This is a genomic window from Flavobacterium sp. (genome assembly GCF_039930565.1).
Classification (GTDB): Bacteria; Bacteroidota; Bacteroidia; order Flavobacteriales; family Flavobacteriaceae; genus Flavobacterium.
The window spans coordinates 1-18722 of sequence record NZ_JBDTTP010000079.1 but is presented as its reverse complement, the minus strand read 5'-3'; the positions used below and the strand labels follow the sequence as shown (position 1 = coordinate 18722).

The window sequence follows — 18722 nt, the reverse complement described above, 5'->3', positions numbered from 1 at the left end:
GATGATGATGTGATTTCTATGGGAGGAACTTTTTCAAAATTGATAAAACAAGGTCACGATGTACATGTCGTATATCAAACCTCCGGAAATATAGCCGTTACAGACGACGAAGCATTGAAATTTGCTGAAGTTGCCAAAGATTTTGTTGGCGATGCTGACAATTCAATAAATTTTAAATCTGTTATTGAATTTTTGAATAACAAATCAGAAAACCAAATCGATTCATTGGAAGTTCGGAAATTAAAAGGGCTTATCAGAAGAAGAGAATCTTACGCAGCTACACGATATATTGGTTTAAAAGATGAGAATACACATTTTTTAGATCTTCCTTTTTATGAAACAGGACAGGTTAAGAAAAAACCGTTAGGTCCCGATGATATTGCTATCGTAAAGGATATTATCGCAAAAATAAAACCCCATCAGGTATTTGCAGCTGGAGATCTTGCTGATCCGCACGGTACACATGAAGTTTGTCTGAATGCAATCTTCGCAGCCATGAAACAATTGAAACCAGAAAAATATATGGATGATTGTTGGTTGTGGCTTTACAGAGGTGCATGGCACGAATGGGACATTCACGAAATTGATATGGCTGTTCCACTTTCACCATCAGAAGTATTGTTGAAACGTCATGCTATTTTATACCACCAATCTCAAAAAGACAGAGTAATGTTTCAAGGAAACGATTCAAGGGAATTCTGGGTTAGGGCAGAAGACCGCAATAAAAATACAGCCATCCTTTATGATGATTTAGGTTTGGCAGAATACGAAGCAATCGAAGCTTTCAAACGTTTTGATTATTAATATTATTTAAGATTCTGATTTATGTCCGAATCACTTTACAAAATTCAGATTGATTTCATAATGATAGTGAGGTTCAATAGAGGTCATTCTGGGTTTTGTTTCTTTAAGCTAATTATTAATGCTATCTCCGTGGTGGCATTCTTTTCAAACCAAATAAAATGAAATATATATTAGTCCTACTATTAGCGGGTTTAACATCTAATGCTCAAATTCAAAAAGAGCAGTTAAATCTTATGCCCTGGCCACAGGGCATAGTTTTAAACGAAGGAAATTTTGCATTGAGCAAAACGTTCAAAGTTAACATTACCGGGAATCCCAATGCAAGGATTTTTGGTGCTGCTACTCGTTTTTTACGCCGATTGGATGGTAGAACAGGTATGTTTTTTGAACAGGGATTTATCACAAAATTAAACGAATATCCAACTGCCGAATTGCAAATTAATTGTCAAAAAAGCGGCAAGATTGCTTTGTATGAAGATGAAAGTTATCATCTCGAAGTCAAAAAAAATCAAATTACAATAAATGCCACAAGCGATTTGGGAGCTTTACATGGTCTTGAGACATTATTGCAGTTGTTGCAGAATAATGGCACTTCATTTTATTTTCCGACCACACAAATTTCAGATTTTCCAAGATTTACCTGGAGAGGTCTGATGATGGATGCTGCAAGACATTTCCAGCCAGTTGATGTAGTCAAAAGAAATATTGATGGACTGGCAGCTATGAAAATGAATGTTTTTCACTGGCATCTGGTCGATGATCAGGGTTGGAGAATTGAGATGAAAAAACATCCAAAATTTATTGAATTAGCTTCAGACGGACAATATTATACTCAGGAAGAAATTAGAAATATCGTAAAATACGCAGACGAACGCGGTATTTTAATAGTTCCGGAAATTGATGTTCCGGGACACGGATCTGCTATTTTAATAGCATATCCGGAAATTGGAAGTAAAGTAATAATACTTACAGGCGGAACTGCCGAAAAAAATATTCAGGGAACAGCTATTGCTACCTATGGAATTGAAAGAAATGCTGGTATTTTTTCACCAACATTAGATCCTTCAAATCCTAAAACATACCAACTCTTAAGTGAAATTTTTGATGAGGTTTGCCCGTTGTTTCCGGGAGCTTATTTTCACATAGGCGGCGATGAAAATGAAGGAAAAGATTGGGATGCCAATCCGAAAATACAAGAGTTTAAAAAGAAAAATAAGTTAAATAACAATCACGAGCTGCAAACATATTTTACCATGCAATTAGCTCCAATGCTTAAAAAACACGGCAAACAATTGATGGGCTGGGAAGAAATTTTGACTAAAAATTTATCAAAAGAAGCGATTATCCATTCATGGAGAGGCGCTAATGAAGGTGTTGCTGCAGGACAATCGTTGACAGAAGCTGTAAAAGGAGGTTATAAAACAGTGTTATCAAGCGGATATTATATCGATTTGATGCATAATGTTGAGAGTCATTATTTAAATGATCCAATGCCAAAAGGAGTTGAATTGACAGCTGAAGAAAAAGCCAGAATTTTAGGGGGAGAAGCTCCAATGTGGACAGAACTTGCTTCAGCAACAACCATTGATTCGAGAATATGGCCAAGAACTGCTGCAATTGCCGAAAGATTTTGGTCTGCACAGGATATTACAGATATGACCAGCTTACGCAGACGTCTTGAAACTATTTCTTTCAGACTGGAAGAATTAGGGCTAACGCATATCAGTAATAAAAATGTTATTCTTAGAAATATTGCTAATAACCAGAATATCGAAGCTATTAATGATTTTTCAAACGTTTGTGAACCTTTAAAAGGATACACCCGTAACAAAGGCGGTATAGAATATCAAATGTATTCTCCCCTTACACTTTTTGCAGATGCCTGCACGCCTGATGCAAAGGACGCATTGGCTTTTGATAATGCAGTTAATCAATATTTAGTAAATAAATCACCCGAAAATAAAGCAAAAGTTGCCTTGTTTTTAAACAAATGGATTGCAGTAAATAAAACCCTGAATGAGTTAAGTAATAATGCTCCATTAATAAGGCCTGTTTTGCCGCTGGCACAAAAATTAAGCGAGGCCTCACTACAATTATTACTTGTTCTGGATAACAAACCGACTTTGAAAGGAACGGATTTAAAAAACCTGATTGAACAATGTAATACAAAAGATCATGCTGATGTTGAACTGGCTGTTTATGCAAGTTTTAAAAAATTGATATAATTGTTTTGAATTAGTTTAATAAGTTTTAATACCACAATTGTTTAGATTTAATTGCCTCTGCCGGAATTCTGGCAGAGGTAATTATTAAAACTTCCCGAAATCTTTTCAGCCTTACGGACAAACCTGAAATATTAAAAAAATAACCAATTAAAAGAGTCGTAACCATTAAAACCAAATAACAAATAAAAAAAAAGGATAAAATAATTTTTTTTAGATTGATGAATTAGCGCCCCAAATTTATCGGTTTTTATTTAATACAATTTTTAAACGAATTATACATAAATATCAATCACTATTTGCTAATGATTATGGTAGATCATTAATAGTAATATTTATTTATAGAAGTAAGAGGAATTAATTTCCAACAGGTTGCGATATTTTCTATTTGCAGTTTGTTGAATCCCGGTTGTTCTGTTTTATATGTTCATTTTGGATATGTAATCCAGTTGAATTGGAATACTTTTTCTATTAACCAATATTAATTAATTATGAAACATTATTACAGATTACTTTTTTTGTTACTGTTTCCCTTACTCGTGTCAGCCCAACCAGCTCACGGTAAAAAAGTAGTGGGATACTATGCGCAATGGTCAATTTATGCCCGGGATTTCAATGTTCCGAAGATAGATGGAAGCAAATTGACGCATTTGAATTATTCTTTTTATGGAACAACTTTTGATGCTGCCCATCCTGAGAATACAAAATTAAAATGCCTGGATACCTATGCAGATTTTGAGCATACAGAAGGTGGCATACCATGGGATGCTCCGGTAAAAGGAAACTTTTACGACTTGAAAAAGTTAAAAGAAAAGTATCCGCATTTAAAAATTCTTATTTCTGTTGGAGGATGGACCAAAGGTCAGGATCTTTCTCCAATTGCTGCAAGTCCTGTAGCAAGAGCCGCTTTGGCTGCAGACATGGCAAATTTTATTACTACTTATCCTTTTATTGACGGATTCGACATTGACTGGGAATATCCTCTTTCAGGAGGAACTGATGGAACTGAGATCGTTAATGGCTCTCCTGTTCCGCCACAAAAATACAGCCCTGATGACAACAAAAATTTAGTTTATTTATTGAAAGCAATGCGTCTGGCAATGCCAAATAAACTGGTGACAATTGCAGCCGGAAACAACGTTCGTAAAGTTGGTTCTCAGTACTTAGGTCCGAACAACAGAGCACAATTCGGAATGACAGAAGACATTTCGACTTACTGTGATTATATTACCTATTTTGGATATGATTTGGGAGGTAACTGGTATGATAAAACATGCTACAATGCACCATTATATGCAAGTGGAAATCCAAATGATCCATTATATGGCGCAACACAATCAGAATCATTAGACGAATTAACGAATCAATTTCTAAATGTAGTTGGTTTTCCTGCGAATAAATTAATAATGGGATTGCCTTTTTACGGAAAAAAATTCGATAATGTTGCTACGAATTCAACCAACGGATTATTTGTTTCGGCACCAAGATATGTAGTCGGTGGATGTACAAATCCTCAAAATCCAACCGGAACATGGGATGGTTCAGGAGCATGCGAAAAATCAGGAAGTATTGAGATTTGCGATTTAGTAGGTAATCCCGTTACCAACTCACACGCTTATTTAGATCCAAATACCATGTTGGTTACACCAACTGCGGCCGCTGCAGGATGGGTTCGTTATTTTGATAATACAACAAAGGTTCCTTATTTGTATAATAATACATTGAAACAGTTTATCTCTTATGAAGATAAACAATCTACTGATTTAAAAGTGCAATACATTAAATCAAGAAATCTGGCTGGTGGCATGATTTGGGAATTATCTCAGGATACGAGAGGTTCTATTCCGAATTCATTATTAACTCAGGTAGATACTTCGTTTGGAAGTACGGTTATTGGATCAGTAAGTATTTCAGGTTCCGTAAAAAACGGTTCAGCTTTAGTACCTGATGTTACCGTAGAATTACGTAATGGAAGTAATGCAGTAGTACAAACTATTGTTTCTACTGGAGGTAATTTTACATTCAGCAACTTAACTTCAGGACAAAATTATACGCTTACAGCCTTAAAAGCTACTTACACATTTGTTCCTGTAACATTAACTAACGTTACGGTTAATCAAACAGCAGTGGTTATTAACGGAACTCAGCCTTTATACACTGTGAGTGGAACTATTCTAAACGGAACAACTCCAGTTTCAGGCGTAACCGTTACGGCTACTTCAGGAGCAACAGTTTTAACAGCTGTTTCTAATGCAAGCGGAGTGTACAGCGTTGCAGGTTTAGGCGCTGGACTGAATTTCACCCTTACAGCTGCAAAATCAGGATTCTCTTACACGCCTGCTTCAACAGTTTATAATGCAATTGATGCCAACAAAACGCTGAATTTTACTCAGGGTGCAGCAATTGTGAATTACACAGTTAGCGGAACTATTTTAAATAGTACAACTCCGGTTTCCGGTGTGAACGTTACAGCATCTTCAACAGGTGGAAATTTCACAGCCGTTACAAATGCAAGTGGTGTTTATTCACTTAGTTTACCTTCTGCGGGAAATTATACGGTTACAGCTGCTTTGGCAGGTCAAACGTACACTCCGGCTTCAACAGTTTATTCTAATTTAAATGCCAATAAAACATTAAACTTCTCTCAGGATCTTATTGTAATTGGAACTAATAAAATTAGTGGAACAGTTAAAAATGGAGCAACTCCGGTATCAGGTGCGAAAGTAGAATTGGTAGTACCATGGACGGATAATACTCATAGCTGGAAAAGTGTTTTTGCCACTACAGATGCACAAGGAAAATACAGTTTTGATAATGCTATCGTAAATGGATATTCTACAATTTCAAGTTTAAAGCTAAACGCCTGGGAAAATGGAGACGTGGTATATTTGCCATCCAATCTGACGAACTTTCCGGTTCCAGCAAATCCTACAGTTTACGATTTTAATACAAATGTAGTAGTTACGCCAGTATATTATTCGGTAAGCGGAACAGTTTTAAACGGAACAACTCCGGTTTCAGGAGCAACAATTTCAGCAGTTTCAGGAGCAACAACTTTAACAGCAGTTTCAGATGCTTCAGGAAATTACACTGTTGCTAACTTAATTTCAGGATCAGATTATACGGTGACTATTGCAAAAGCAGGTGTAACATTTACTCCGGCTTCTACAGTTTATACAGCTATAAATTCAAACAAAACACTAAGCTTTACCCAGACAGTTGTTAATCCAATATATTATACAGTAAGTGGAACAGTCTTAAACGGAACAACGCCGGTTTCAGGTGTAACTATTTCGGCAGTTTCAGGAAGTACAACACTAACAGCAGTTTCTGACGCTTCAGGAAATTATAGTGTTGCTAGTTTAATTGCAGGTTCTAATTATACAGTTACTGCGGCAAAAACAGGTGTAACATTTACTCCGGCTTCAACAGTTTACAATGCAATAAATTCAAGCAAAACGTTGAATTTCATCCAAACAGTTGTTAATCCAGTTTACTATACAGTAAGCGGAACTACTAAAAATGGAACAACGGCAGTTTCTGGCGTTACAGTTTCAGCAGTTTCAGGAACTACAACTTTAACAGCAGTTTCAGATGCTTCAGGAAATTATAGTATTGCTAATTTAGTTGCAGGATCAAATTATACTGTAACGGCTTCAAAAACAGGAGTGAGTTTTAGTCCAGCTTCTACGGTTTATTCTGCAATCAATTCAAGTAAAATAGTAAATTTTACTCAGAATGTTGCCAATGGATATTTAATTAGCGGGACTGTTAAAAACGGAACAGTACCTGTAGCCGGAGTAAAAGTGGATTTAGTTTTACCATATGCTAATGAGACTCACGGATGGGTTAACTTATCAACTTTGTCAGATGCTCAGGGGAATTATCATTTTGAAAATACTGCTCTTAGCGGTTATACTACTTTTTTAAGTCTAAAGATTAATGCCTGGGAAAATCAGGATGTTACTTATTCGCCATCTTACCCACAAACAAATCTTCCAACTTCGTCACAAGTGTATAATTTTAATACTCAAACGGTTGTCGCAACAACTCCAGTAGTTACGATTACTGCACCAACAAGTTCTGCGATTTCTTTAAATTTAGGAAGTGCAGTTAATTTTACAGCAAGTGTTGGATTAAGTGCCAGCGATGCGACTACAATTTCGTCAGTTATATTTACCTTAGACGGTCAGAATTTAAGTGTTACAAATGCTGCAGGTAATTACAATGCAAGCTGGACACCAGTTGCCAATCAATTTTCGGCTAGTCATACATTAACTGTTACGGCTACTGCATCAAACGGAACGACTGATGTAAAAACGTATAGCTTTACATTAAATTGTTCAGGTGCAAATTGTCCTAATTCATTGCCTGTAATTACTTGGAATTCACCATCCAATACTACTGTAAACCAAAGTTCTTTCCAGGTTGTGCCAATTTCAGTTACAGCTGTTGATAATGATGGATCTGTTTCAGGTGTTACTATTACAATCAATAGTGGTACTTTTAACATGACTGCGGCTGCAAACAATACTTATATGTATAATTTTATGCCAACTGCTTATCAGGATTATGCTGTTGTAATAAAAGCAACCGACAATAAATCAGGAATAACAACTCTTAATAATACAATTAAAATAGCTCAACCTATCAGTAATAGGTTTATTCCTCTTCCTGCAAAGGTAATTTTAGGATATGCGCATTCCTGGGAAAATACGGGAGCTCCATTTTTATATTTTTCTCAAATGGTGGGAAGCAAGTTCAATGTAGTTGATTATTCTTTCATAGAAACAGTTAATCGTGATGGTTATACACCAGTATTAACTACAAATGACACCAGATATTTGACCAATGGCGTTTTCAATAAACAATTGTTGAAAAATGATATTCAAAGTTTAAGAGCAAGCGGTGTTCCTGTTATTATCTCTATTGGAGGTCAAAATGGTCATGTTGTTTTAGATAATGTAGCTCAAAAAAATATTTTTGTTAATGGTTTAAAAGCCATTATTGACGAGTATCAGTTTGATGGAGTTGATTTAGATTTTGAAGGCGGATCCATGAATTTTAATGCAGGAAGTTTAAGAGATATTTCTTACGCGGGAATCTCAGCTTATCCAAGATTAAAAAACATAGTAGATGCCTGTAAAGAATTAAAATCCTATTACGGAACCGGATTTTTATTAACCGCGGCTCCGGAAACACAATATGTGCAAGGTGGCTATTCCAGCTATTCAGACACTTATGGATCATTCCTTCCAATTATTCAAAACTTACGCAATGAATTGGATTTGTTAGCCGTACAATTGTATAATACAGGTGGAGAAAACGGATTAGATGGTCAATACTATGGTTCAGCCAAGAGAGCAAATATGGTGACCGCGCTAACAGATATGCTTGTAAAAGGGTATAACATTGGTACAACCGGAATGCGTTTTGATGGTTTACCACCTTCAAAAATCCTTATCGGGTTACCCGCTTGTCCAAGTGCAGCAGGTAGTGGTTATATCACTCCGGCCGAAGGAGTTAGTGCTTTGCATTATTTAAGAACAGGAACCACTTTTTCAGGAAGAACCTACACTATGCAAACGGGAGGACCTTATCCTAATTTGAGAGGTGTAATGACATGGTCTGTAAACTGGGATGCTTCTTCTTGTGGCAATTCGTCTGAATTTTCAAAAGCATATGCTGCCTATTTTGCATCGCAATCGACAGCGAAAAAGTTTGCTGAAAAAATTGAAATAAACAGCAACACGATTGCCTATTTCAGAAATAATGCATTATCAGTTACAAATGACACAGAAAATATTGCTCAGGTTGATGTTTTCAACACAATCGGACAAGTTTTGGCAAGTCAGAAAAATACTCAGAATGCTAAAGAAGTACTGCTTCAAAGTCAAAGCTTCAACACTAAACAATTGTTTATTGTAGTTGTTACCGACAAAGCAGGAAATAAAAAATCATTCAAAGTACTCAATTTCTTAAACTAGGAAGTTGGTGAACTGATTGTGAAATTTAGAAATAAAATTAGGACGGTTAAAATTGAGTTTGGTTATTTATTTTTTAATCTGATTTGTTTCTAATTAAATGTATCGAATTGAGGTGATTTGTTATTTGGTTTTCACCTGAAGGAGAGCATTATAAGCCTGGCAATTTATATTGCCAGGCTTTTTTTGTTTTTAAATTTAGCTAAAGAATAATAATTTTCAGGAGCTGTTTCCTGCTATCCGTTTCAATCTTTTATGTTTTTAAAGAAAAAACATAAAAGGATTTCCACTGCTATCAGGGCTAGGGCAGTAGTTTTCATAATTAATTTTATAGTCATTGCGAGGAACGAAGCAATCTCATTCGCTGAATCAATTAATAGTGTTTACTTATTTCTTTGCACACATACAATATTGGCTTTGGAAAAATGTTCGTAAGTTATAAAACTTAGAACTTTTGCATCTTTGCAACTCTAAACCTTTTTCCGTACTTTTGCACCAAATTAATAAAAAAGACATTCATGTTAACAGTCAATAATTTATCAGTTCAATTTGGCAAACGAATTTTGTTTGACGAAGTAAATACTACTTTCACACACGGAAATATTTATGGAGTTATTGGAGCCAATGGTGCTGGAAAATCTACTTTTCTAAAAATCATTTCAGGCGATATTGACCCAACTTCCGGACATATTCATTTAGAACCGGGAAAACGTATGTCGGTTTTAACCCAAAATCACAATTTGTTCGATGAGCATACGGTTTTGGAAACCGTTTTGATGGGAAATAAAGTGCTGTATGCTGTTAAAAAAGAAATGGACGAGCTTTATTTAGACTACAACGATAAAAACGCAGACAGAATAGGGGAACTTCAGGTTCAGTTTGAAGAAATGAACGGTTGGAATGCCGATTCTGATGCTGCAGCCATGTTGTCTAACTTAGGAATCAACGAAGAACATCATTATACTTTAATGGGCGATCTGGAGGGAAAAATTAAGGTTCGTGTGCTTTTGGCGCAGGCCCTTTTTGGAAACCCGGATTTACTTATTATGGATGAGCCTACCAACGACCTGGATTTTGAAACCATTGCATGGTTAGAAAATTTCCTTGCCAATTATGATAATACCGTAATCGTAGTATCGCATGACCGTCACTTTTTAGATTCGGTTTGTACGCATATTTCGGATATTGATTTTGGAAAAATAAACCATTATTCAGGAAACTATACCTTCTGGTACGAGTCCAGCCAGTTAGCGGCAAAACAACGTGCACAACAGAATAAAAAAGCAGAAGAAAAGAAACAGGAATTAGAAGAATTTATCCGTCGTTTTAGCGCCAACGTTGCTAAGTCAAAACAGGCAACTTCCCGTAAAAAAATGATTTCAAAACTGAACATTTCAGATATCAAACCTTCAAGCCGCCGTTATCCTGCGATTATTTTTGATCAGGATCGTGAAGCCGGAGATCAGATTTTGAATGTAGAAAACTTAAGCGCTTCTGTTGATGGTGAGATTCTGTTTAAAGATGTGCATTTGAACATGGCAAAAGGAGACAAAATTGTCCTTTTTTCAAAAGATTCACGTGCTACAACCGCTTTCTATCAAATATTGAACGGAGAACAAAAAGCAGATGCCGGAACGTTTGATTGGGGAATTACAACCAATCAGGCTTATTTACCAGCTGAAAATCATTCCTTTTTTGAAAACGATTTAACTTTGGTAGATTGGTTACGCCAATACGCAAAAACAGAAGAAGAGCGAGATGAGGTATTTATTAGAGGTTTCCTTGGGAAAATGATTTTCTCAGGAGAAGAAGCGTTGAAAACTAGCCGTGTATTATCAGGAGGCGAAAAAGTACGTTGTATGTTGTCCAGAATGATGATGGAACGCGCTAATATCCTAATGCTGGACGAACCAACCAACCACTTGGATTTGGAGTCGATTACAGCTTTCAACAACTCATTAAAAAACTTTAAAGGTTCTGTAATTTTTACGACGCATGACCACGAGTTTGCACAAACTGTTGGTAACAGGGTAGTGGAGTTAACGCCAAACGGAGTTATCGATCGTTACATGACGTTTGATGAATATCTGGATGATGAAAAGATTCAGGAACAAAGAAAGAAAATGTATAATTTGTAAGATACAATTAGGATAAAAAAAAAACCCGTTATTTTTAAAGTAACGGGATTTTTTATGCTTTTTATTTTCTAAAGAATTTGGTGAAGATCCAAATGATTATGGCGATTACAAAAATCACAATAAAGATTCCGACGCCCATTCCGGCTTGAAAAATATCTCCTATTAGTTCGCAACTTGTAAATGAAAATAGTATTACGAATACCATTAACAAACGTGTAATGTTCTTTTGCATGATTTTGCTGGTTTTAATTGTTTTAAAAAGAATTTTGTATTCTAATTATCGTTAAGTGAAATTAATTAAAACAGCTAAAAAATGTTTTATATAATTTTTGGGAAAAGTTCTATGATTTTGATTCAAACTTAAATAAGGCTATTCAAAAAGAGCAATCGGCTTGTTTTAATATTACAAGACTGGATTTTAATCCAGTCTTTACAATAAAGAGAAGTAAAGATAAAATAAGGGTAATGTTTTCTTAAAAGGTATTGTGTTTTGGTACAATACTTTTGTTAGGTCAAACAAAAAAAACATATGAAAAAACTTTACTTTTTATTTTTGCTTCTAAGTGTAGGTTATGCTTCAAAAGCACAAAATCTATTTCCTTATTTACAAAATGCAACACCAACCTCTATTTATGTTAACTGGAAAACAGAAAGCAATCCGGAGTCTATTGTAGAATACGGAACCGATACTGCCAATCTTAATGTTACTGTTACTGGTAATACAAATGTTTTTACAGACTCAGGTTATCCGGGAAATTATTTCTACCATAGTGCGAAACTGCTTAATCTTTCCCCTAACACTAAGTATTATTACAGAATAAAAACTGGAGCAGATGTATCTTCCGTTTATTCTTTTAAAACTTTACCAAATCCAGGGCAACCAGCTACGACAGACGGACATATTCGCTTTTTGATCATGGGTGATAACCAATTAAAAGCCGTTCCTCGTTATGATTCTTTAGTTTCTGCTGCTAAAAGAAAAATAAAACAAAAATGGGGCTCAGCGTTATCTCCGGACGATAATATTTCGATGACTTTTATGGTTGGCGATCAGGTTGATGTTGGGACTTTAGACCATTATGAAAATGTACATTTTAAAAAGAACAGAGGTTTATCCGGTAATATTCCTATTCAGACAACTGTAGGAAACCATGAAACGTACGGAACACTTGGAATGAATTCGTATTACGATCATTTCTATATTAGTGAGCTTTCTTATAAAGGAATTTCATCAGGAACAGAAAATTATTATGCACAACAAGCCGGAAATGTTTTATTTATTAGTTTAAGTTCAGAACATACCGGAGCAGCACAATTAACCTGGTTGCAACAAGTTCTTGCGGCTGCAAATGCAGATAATACTGTCGAATGGATTTTTTCTCTAAGCCACAGACCGTATCAGGCAGAACAATATGTGGGTGATATTTCGACATGGGTTCGTAATACAGCGGTTCCGTTATTAGTAACTTCTCCAAAATATTCGATGCATATTGGGGCGCATCACCATCTTTATCATAGAGGACAATTAAAAAACACGCCAACTTATAATATTATTTCTGGCGGAACAGCCTGGGACCAATATTGGGGATCATCGACAGAACAGGATTTTGAAGATGTACAGAAAACAATTTGCAACTGGATTTATCAAATTGTAGATATCGATGTTACAAACGGAAAAATGGATATCGAAAGTTATTCTATAGGAAGTGTTGATAAATGGAAAAATAACCAGTTAATGGATGAATTCCACAGATATAAAAACAAAGCGGCACCTGCCAAACCTTCAATCACGAATACTTTTGAAGCAACTACGACTTTGCCGGTAACAGTTGCCGGATCTGCTTACAGCACGACTACAAATGAATTATTAAATACAACTCAGTTTTTTATTTCGCAAACACCAACTTTTGATATTGTTAAAAAAGAAGTATACCGCGATTTCGAAAATTTCTACGGAAAGTATGGAACCCAAAAAGATTCAACAGTAAACATAAATCTGGGTGTAGATATTACCAAAATAGATTTGGCTTCGAATTCGCTTCCTAACGGTAAATACTATGTAAAATTAAGATACAGAGATCGTAATCTCGAATGGTCTCCTTGGAGTGATGTTCAAAATTTTACCGTTACCGGAAGTACTAATGTAAATACGGAAATTATTACGGATGCTTTAACTTATTCGCAAAGCACGCCTATAAAAGTCAATTTTACAGATGCTCCGGCCAGTACCTCTACCTGGATAGGATTGTATAAAGAAGGACAAACGCCGGGGGCTTCGACGCCATCGCAAATATGGCAATATACAAATGGAAGCCCAAGCGGATTTATTAATTTCCCAAACGGACTGCCGAACAAAGGGCGTTATTATGCCGTCATATTTTCAAATGGAGGTTACACAGAAATCGCTCCCCGAAAGTATTTTTATGTAGGGCCAGTTCCGGTTTTAACTACTGATCAAACAGAATATTCTGTTGGAACTCCCGTAATTGTTAAGTACACTAATGGTCCGCAGTTGGCAAAAGACTGGATTGGAATCTATAAAATGGGTGTTAATCCGGGTTCGGGAGTGGCATCAACAAGCTGGCAATATGTTACAACAGTTGCAGACGCTAAATCATTCAGTAATTTGCCAAAAGGCTATTATTATGCCGAATATTATTTGCAGGATGGTTTTAATTCTATTGGAAATAAAGTATTCTTTAAAGTGGGTGCTATAGTTACCGAATTATGGATCAATAAACCAGTTTACGATCTTGGCGAACAAATTACCGCTTCGTGGACAGATGCTCCGGGAGTTGTAAAAGACTGGTTGGGTATTTACCATGAAGGCGATGATCCAAACGAAAAACCATTGGTGAGTTATACTTATTTTGAAGGACTATCTGAAGGTACAAAAGCCATTGCTGCCACAGAATTACCTACAGAAAAAGGAAATTACTTTTTAGTAATGTTTACAAATGATTCTTACAATGAAGTTTCGAACAGGGTTTCCTTTGAAGTACTTGATCCTAATCTAAGCAACGATGAATTTAAAATTGATAATGGTATAAAAGTATATCCAAATCCAACGAATAGTAATGCGGAAACTTTTATTCAGTCAGAATATCCTATTGATCAAATTGAAATTTATAGTATTGATGGAAAATTATTGTATGCTACAAAAAATGTAAACAATAACAAATTTTCTCTAATCAATCAGGATTTACCAAAAGGAATTTATATCTTAAAAATACATTCTCGTAAATTGTTTACGGCTAAATTAATTGTGAAATAATAAGTAAAAAACACCTCTTTTTCAAAATCCCATTTACGTTTGTAAATGGGATTTTGTTTTTTGGTTTAAATGATAAGTTTTGTTGGTCTGAAAAGAATTTATTCACCAATAGTTCCAGTCTTCACATCGCCAGCTCGTTTGTAACTAACCGAAATTACACCACTCGGAGTAACTGTACTTTCTATTAATGTAAAGGCTGAAGGAACAGCACTATCATCAAACAATTTTTTCCCCTTGCCAAGAATTATGGGATAAATTAAGAGTGCCAGTTCATCCACTAAATCATGTTGAAGCAAAAGCTGAACAAGTGTTGCGCTTCCCCAAACTTTAATATCGCCGCCTTCTGAATTTTTGATTTTTTTGATCTCTTCTACAGTAGAAAGGAATTGGGAGTTTTTCCAATCAGAGTTATTCCTGGTGGAGGACAAAACGTATTTAGAAACTTCATTAATTCCAGGCCAGCCTTCTGCATGTTTGGGCCAGTAGTCTTCAAAAATATCAAATGTTTTTCTGCCTAACAAAATATCTGCCGGTTTCATTTGTTCCTGCATGACGTTGCCATATTCTTCATCTCCAAAAGGCGCTACCCAGCCTCCATATTCAAAACCGCCCGAAGTATCTTCCTCAGGTCCACCAGGCGCCTGCATTACGCCATCGATTGTAATCATGGTTATGACGATTATTTTTCTCATGATATTGGTATTTTTTGTTTACTAAATATAAGAAAATTGTAATGAAATTTGAAATTAAAAAGAGTTGTCCTTTGATTAACAGTTTAGTAGAGAAAATATAATTTCACTATGTATTAACCATAATTATTTTTGAGATAAAGTTGCTAATAATTCCTCTAAGCTTTTCAGTGTCATTGTAAATCCTTCTTTAAAGCCCATTTCGATCATTTGTTCCATTCGCTCCAGAGATTCGTTATAAATGGTAATAAGCACTTTTGTATTTGCGTTTTGTTCGCTAAAATTCAAATCCCATTCAGAACCAGGTAATTGAGGATTTTCATCTTGGTCTGCAAAAGAGTTATACAATTTAAAATTAGTTTTCGGAGTTATCGAAGTATATTTCTGAAGCGCCCAATGTTCTAGTCCCTCCGGGCTTACCATGGCATAAAACCGTCGTCCGCCTTCCTCAAAATTCATCACTTTTGTTTTGGATGCCCAAGGTTTTGGTGCCCACCATTGATCCAGGATTTCCTGCTTGGTGTACGCATCCCAAACCAAAGGCAGTTCTGCTGCAAATTCTTTTACAATGGTTACTGTTTTTGTGGCTTTGTCAACAGTAAAGTCAAATAAATTTTCCATCTTTTCTATTTTTTAATTGTTGCTAATAATTCGTCAAGCTGATTGAATCGGGTTTGCCAAATTTCTCTGTATTGGCTCAACCATTGGTCAATTTCTTTCATTTTTTCAATTTCAAGGGAGTAATAAATTTCTCTTCCCTGATGTTCTTGTTTAACTAATTCACATTCGGTTAAAATGCGAAGATGTTTTGAAATTGCCTGTCTTGTTGTATTAAAATTTTCGGCAATGGCGTTGGGAGTCATCGCTTGTAAGGCAATCAAAGATATAATTGCCCGCCTTGTCGGATCTGCTATTGCCTGAAAAATATCTCTTCTCATTTGTTTAAAATTAAATACGAAACTAATTGGTTGCAAATATATGTGCAACTTTTTGGCTTCGCAAATTTTTAAGAGGTTATTTTTTAAATAGTTAGAAAAAACGTGAGATTATCGGTTTTGGTGCAGAGTTAAAAGCAAGAGCCATCGGCTCGATTAAATATTGTAAGACTAGATTTTAACCGGTTTATTTAGATATGTAAAATAAAAAAGAGCCGTAGGTTCGACACATTTTAGTTTGACATGATTCGTTTCTATGGAATTCTTTTACGTTACGTTTTGTTTTACAACGAATTAAAATCCGAAGCTAAAATATGATTTATTGCCACGGAATTTTAATTTTTATAAGTTGATATATTTTGTTAGCAGGGAAAAGATTTCCGCTCTATCGTTTTTTTAATACCTGCGAGATTGGGATTTTCTTGAACAATATAAATTACGATTCTTCATCAATATTAAATTCCTTTAATTGAAGCGTCAAATTTTTAATCCATTTGGTCCACATTCTTGAAGATAATAGAATAAATTGAACTGCAATAACCACGCTAAATATCAATATTATTCCTTTTTCTTTTGTAAAAGTTATTACTGATGTAAAAAAAATAATTATTGAGATGCTATATAAAAATGTGATAATTATTGAAGAAATTGATAGTCGCTTTATTCTAATCAAATAATTTTGAAGAGATAGTTTCAAATTGGTCTCTCTAATAGGTCTTATTATGGAAATATAACCAATAACATCATTGAAAATGTATAATAATAAGCCAACTACTAATGACAAATTCGCGTAAAATGGTTTTTTTTCTCCATCAAACCAGTCATAATAAATAAATAAAAAGAATAGTAGGACAACTGTTTCAATAATCAGTTTAGTTCTTATTTTTTTTATTGATGGGTGATTGGCAATCTTAGTCATTAGTAGCAAGTCTGCTTCGCTTTTGAAATTTTTACCAGCATTTTTCCAGTCTGATTTTAAATCATTTAGTTCCATAATTTTTATTTTAGTATTTGTTTCAATTTATTTTTAATTCTGTTTAATCGTACACCTACATTACTATCACTTAGTCCTGTTATTTCTGCAATTTCCTTATAATTGAAGTCTTCCAGATAAAGAGATATGACAGCTTTCTCTGAATCGTTTAATTTTCGTAAAGCCCAAAACAACCGTTCCTCATTTTCTGAAATTGTCTTTTCGTTTGAGGGATGAATATGTTCAGGGAACTCTTCATAATAATCAATAGGTATTTTTGATTTTCTATAAGTAGCAATGGCAGTATTTAAAGCTATCCTATATATCCACGAACTTACTTTAGATTCTCCTTTAAAGCCTGCATAAGATTTCCAAAGTTGATAAACGATTTCCTGAAATAAGTCTTCCTGGTCTTCTCTACTATCCCGATATAATTTGCAAATCTTAAATATTATTTTTTGATTTTCATGGATTAGTCCTAAAAATTCCTTTTCCATACTATTGTTTTTTATTATTCATTAAGCATTTCTTCATACCGTTTTGAAATTAAGTTATATAATGCATAAGTTGCTTAATTAGCGGAAAATATTACAATGGGCATAAAATAATTTTAGTGTCTAAAATGACAGCGAGCACGTACAGCTAAATATGTGAGTAATAATTGAATTAATGGAACTTTTTGTCTGAGTTCTTATTGAGGTAAAGGATGACAGTTTAAAAATAGTTTGCAACTTATAACAGGTATGATAAAGTCACATATATTCAATTTTTTAAAATAGCTTTGGATGACATATTTCAGTTTAGCTAAAATAGAAAAGTTTTCATTGATTAAGAGAAACTACCAACCGTAAATATGTAACAAATCAAAAAATAACATTTCCCCACACAACACCCCAACAAATAAATTCTGATTTCGTATATTTGCCCAACCAAATATCACACTTACTTATGAGCCAAAAAGTATTACTTAATTCAAAAGAAGTTACTATCATACTACACCGTTTGGCTTGTCAGTTAATCGAAAAGCATCTTGATTTCTCAGATACCATTTTAATCGGAATTCAGCCAAGAGGTGTTTTTTTAGCAGAACGTTTAAAACAAATATTACAGAACGAGTACAATACTCCAGAAATTTCTTTGGGATATCTGGACATCACTTTCTTCAGGGATGATTTTCGCCGTACTGATAAACCGCTTGAAGCAAACAGAACCCAGATTAATTTTATAGTCGAAAATAAAAAAGTCATTTTTATCGATGACGTTTTATTTACCGGACGCAGCATTCGCTCTGCCTTAACTGCCATTCAGTCTTTCGGGAGACCTTCAGAAATCGAATTGTTAGTGTTAATCGACAGACGTTTTAGTAGAAATCTGCCAATTCAGCCCGATTACCGAGGCCGTCAGGTAGATGCTATTAATGATGAAAAAGTAAAAGTAAGCTGGAAAGAAAATGAAGGCGAAGATGCCGTTTACCTGATTACGAATTAAATTGAATTTTTAAAAATTGAAAAATAGAATAATGACAGAGAACGAACAATTTATTTATGAATCAATTTTTAATCAGGTCAGAATGGGATTTCTTTCTCTTGATGAGATTCAGGAAAACATCACGGAAGAAATTGAAGACAACGAATTTGAAGACGAAATCTCAGAAGAATGGGCTTTTGATAAAATAAAAGAGGAATACCAAAAGTTACTTTCAG

12 protein-coding genes and 1 pseudogene are annotated in these 18722 nt (G+C 34.8%); 7 read left to right on the top strand and 6 right to left on the bottom strand.

Translation table 11 applies throughout. From position 1 onward, the window contains the following. The 4 genes from ABI657_RS16210 to ABI657_RS16195 form a co-directional block, all read left to right on the top strand. The coding region (locus ABI657_RS16210; RefSeq protein WP_348098312.1) for a PIG-L family deacetylase at positions 1-804 on the top strand (804 nt) is incomplete at its 5' end. A 158-nt stretch (positions 805-962) separates the two neighbouring features. Continuing rightward, positions 963-3029, top strand: a complete 2067-nt coding sequence (locus ABI657_RS16205; protein ID WP_348098311.1) for a family 20 glycosylhydrolase — start codon at positions 963-965, stop codon at positions 3027-3029. 488 nt (positions 3030-3517) lie between these two features. Further along, complete coding sequence (locus ABI657_RS16200) at positions 3518-9013, top strand: glycosyl hydrolase family 18 protein (RefSeq protein WP_348098310.1); 5496 nt, start codon at positions 3518-3520, stop codon at positions 9011-9013. A gap of 515 nt (positions 9014-9528) precedes the next feature. Continuing rightward, the gene (locus tag ABI657_RS16195) at positions 9529-11148 is read left to right on the top strand and encodes an ATP-binding cassette domain-containing protein (RefSeq protein ID WP_348098309.1); all 1620 of its coding nucleotides are present in this window, start codon (positions 9529-9531) and stop codon (positions 11146-11148) included. Between the two features lie 61 nt (positions 11149-11209). Here ABI657_RS16195 and ABI657_RS16190 read toward each other — a convergent pair whose 3' ends face one another. Next, entirely contained in the window at positions 11210-11380 is a 171-nt protein-coding gene (locus tag ABI657_RS16190; RefSeq protein WP_348098308.1) for a hypothetical protein, read from the bottom strand. A gap of 297 nt (positions 11381-11677) precedes the next feature. On the opposite strand from ABI657_RS16190, the gene ABI657_RS16185 reads away from it, so the two are divergent. After that, positions 11678-14422 carry a fibronectin type III domain-containing protein gene (locus ABI657_RS16185; protein ID WP_348098307.1) on the top strand — a complete coding sequence of 915 codons (2745 nt, stop codon included), beginning with the start codon at positions 11678-11680 and terminating at the stop codon, positions 14420-14422. Between the two features lie 98 nt (positions 14423-14520). Here ABI657_RS16185 and ABI657_RS16180 read toward each other — a convergent pair whose 3' ends face one another. The 5 genes from ABI657_RS16180 to ABI657_RS16160 form a co-directional block, all read right to left on the bottom strand. Beyond that, positions 14521-15114, bottom strand: coding sequence for a dihydrofolate reductase family protein (locus tag ABI657_RS16180; RefSeq protein ID WP_348098306.1), 594 nt, complete (start codon positions 15112-15114; stop codon positions 14521-14523). 123 nt (positions 15115-15237) lie between these two features. Continuing rightward, the gene (locus ABI657_RS16175) at positions 15238-15732 is read right to left on the bottom strand and encodes an SRPBCC domain-containing protein (RefSeq protein ID WP_348098305.1); all 495 of its coding nucleotides are present in this window, start codon (positions 15730-15732) and stop codon (positions 15238-15240) included. Between the two features lie 5 nt (positions 15733-15737). Beyond that, positions 15738-16049 (bottom strand): metalloregulator ArsR/SmtB family transcription factor, encoded by a 312-nt coding sequence (locus tag ABI657_RS16170; RefSeq protein WP_348098304.1) that lies wholly within the window; start codon positions 16047-16049, stop codon positions 15738-15740. 433 nt (positions 16050-16482) lie between these two features. Beyond that, complete coding sequence (locus ABI657_RS16165; RefSeq protein ID WP_348098303.1) at positions 16483-17040, bottom strand: hypothetical protein; 558 nt, start codon at positions 17038-17040, stop codon at positions 16483-16485. A gap of 5 nt (positions 17041-17045) precedes the next feature. Next, on the bottom strand, positions 17046-17516 hold the full coding sequence (locus tag ABI657_RS16160; protein ID WP_348098302.1) for a sigma-70 family RNA polymerase sigma factor: 471 nt from the start codon (positions 17514-17516) through the stop codon (positions 17046-17048). 451 nt (positions 17517-17967) lie between these two features. Here ABI657_RS16160 and pyrR point away from each other — a divergent pair, with 451 nt between their 5' ends. Both pyrR and ABI657_RS16150 read left to right on the top strand, forming a co-directional pair. Continuing rightward, positions 17968-18507 carry a bifunctional pyr operon transcriptional regulator/uracil phosphoribosyltransferase PyrR gene (pyrR, locus tag ABI657_RS16155; RefSeq protein ID WP_348098301.1) on the top strand — a complete coding sequence of 180 codons (540 nt, stop codon included), beginning with the start codon at positions 17968-17970 and terminating at the stop codon, positions 18505-18507. Positions 18508-18538: 31 nt separating this feature from the next. Then, positions 18539-18722: pseudogene (locus ABI657_RS16150) on the top strand (hypothetical protein); the annotation flags it as partial.

Coding starts and splice junctions, on each gene's coding strand:
- ABI657_RS16165 (WP_348098303.1), bottom strand. CDS start 17,040: ATGGAACTAAATGATTTAAAATCAGACTGGAAAAATGCTGGTAAAAAT.
- ABI657_RS16205 (WP_348098311.1), top strand. CDS start 963: ATGAAATATATATTAGTCCTACTATTAGCGGGTTTAACATCTAATGCT.
- ABI657_RS16180 (WP_348098306.1), bottom strand. CDS start 15,114: ATGAGAAAAATAATCGTCATAACCATGATTACAATCGATGGCGTAATG.
- ABI657_RS16160 (WP_348098302.1), bottom strand. CDS start 17,516: ATGGAAAAGGAATTTTTAGGACTAATCCATGAAAATCAAAAAATAATA.
- pyrR (WP_348098301.1), top strand. CDS start 17,968: ATGAGCCAAAAAGTATTACTTAATTCAAAAGAAGTTACTATCATACTA.
- ABI657_RS16185 (WP_348098307.1), top strand. CDS start 11,678: ATGAAAAAACTTTACTTTTTATTTTTGCTTCTAAGTGTAGGTTATGCT.
- ABI657_RS16195 (WP_348098309.1), top strand. CDS start 9,529: ATGTTAACAGTCAATAATTTATCAGTTCAATTTGGCAAACGAATTTTG.
- ABI657_RS16190 (WP_348098308.1), bottom strand. CDS start 11,380: ATGCAAAAGAACATTACACGTTTGTTAATGGTATTCGTAATACTATTT.
- ABI657_RS16175 (WP_348098305.1), bottom strand. CDS start 15,732: ATGGAAAATTTATTTGACTTTACTGTTGACAAAGCCACAAAAACAGTA.
- ABI657_RS16170 (WP_348098304.1), bottom strand. CDS start 16,049: ATGAGAAGAGATATTTTTCAGGCAATAGCAGATCCGACAAGGCGGGCA.
- ABI657_RS16200 (WP_348098310.1), top strand. CDS start 3,518: ATGAAACATTATTACAGATTACTTTTTTTGTTACTGTTTCCCTTACTC.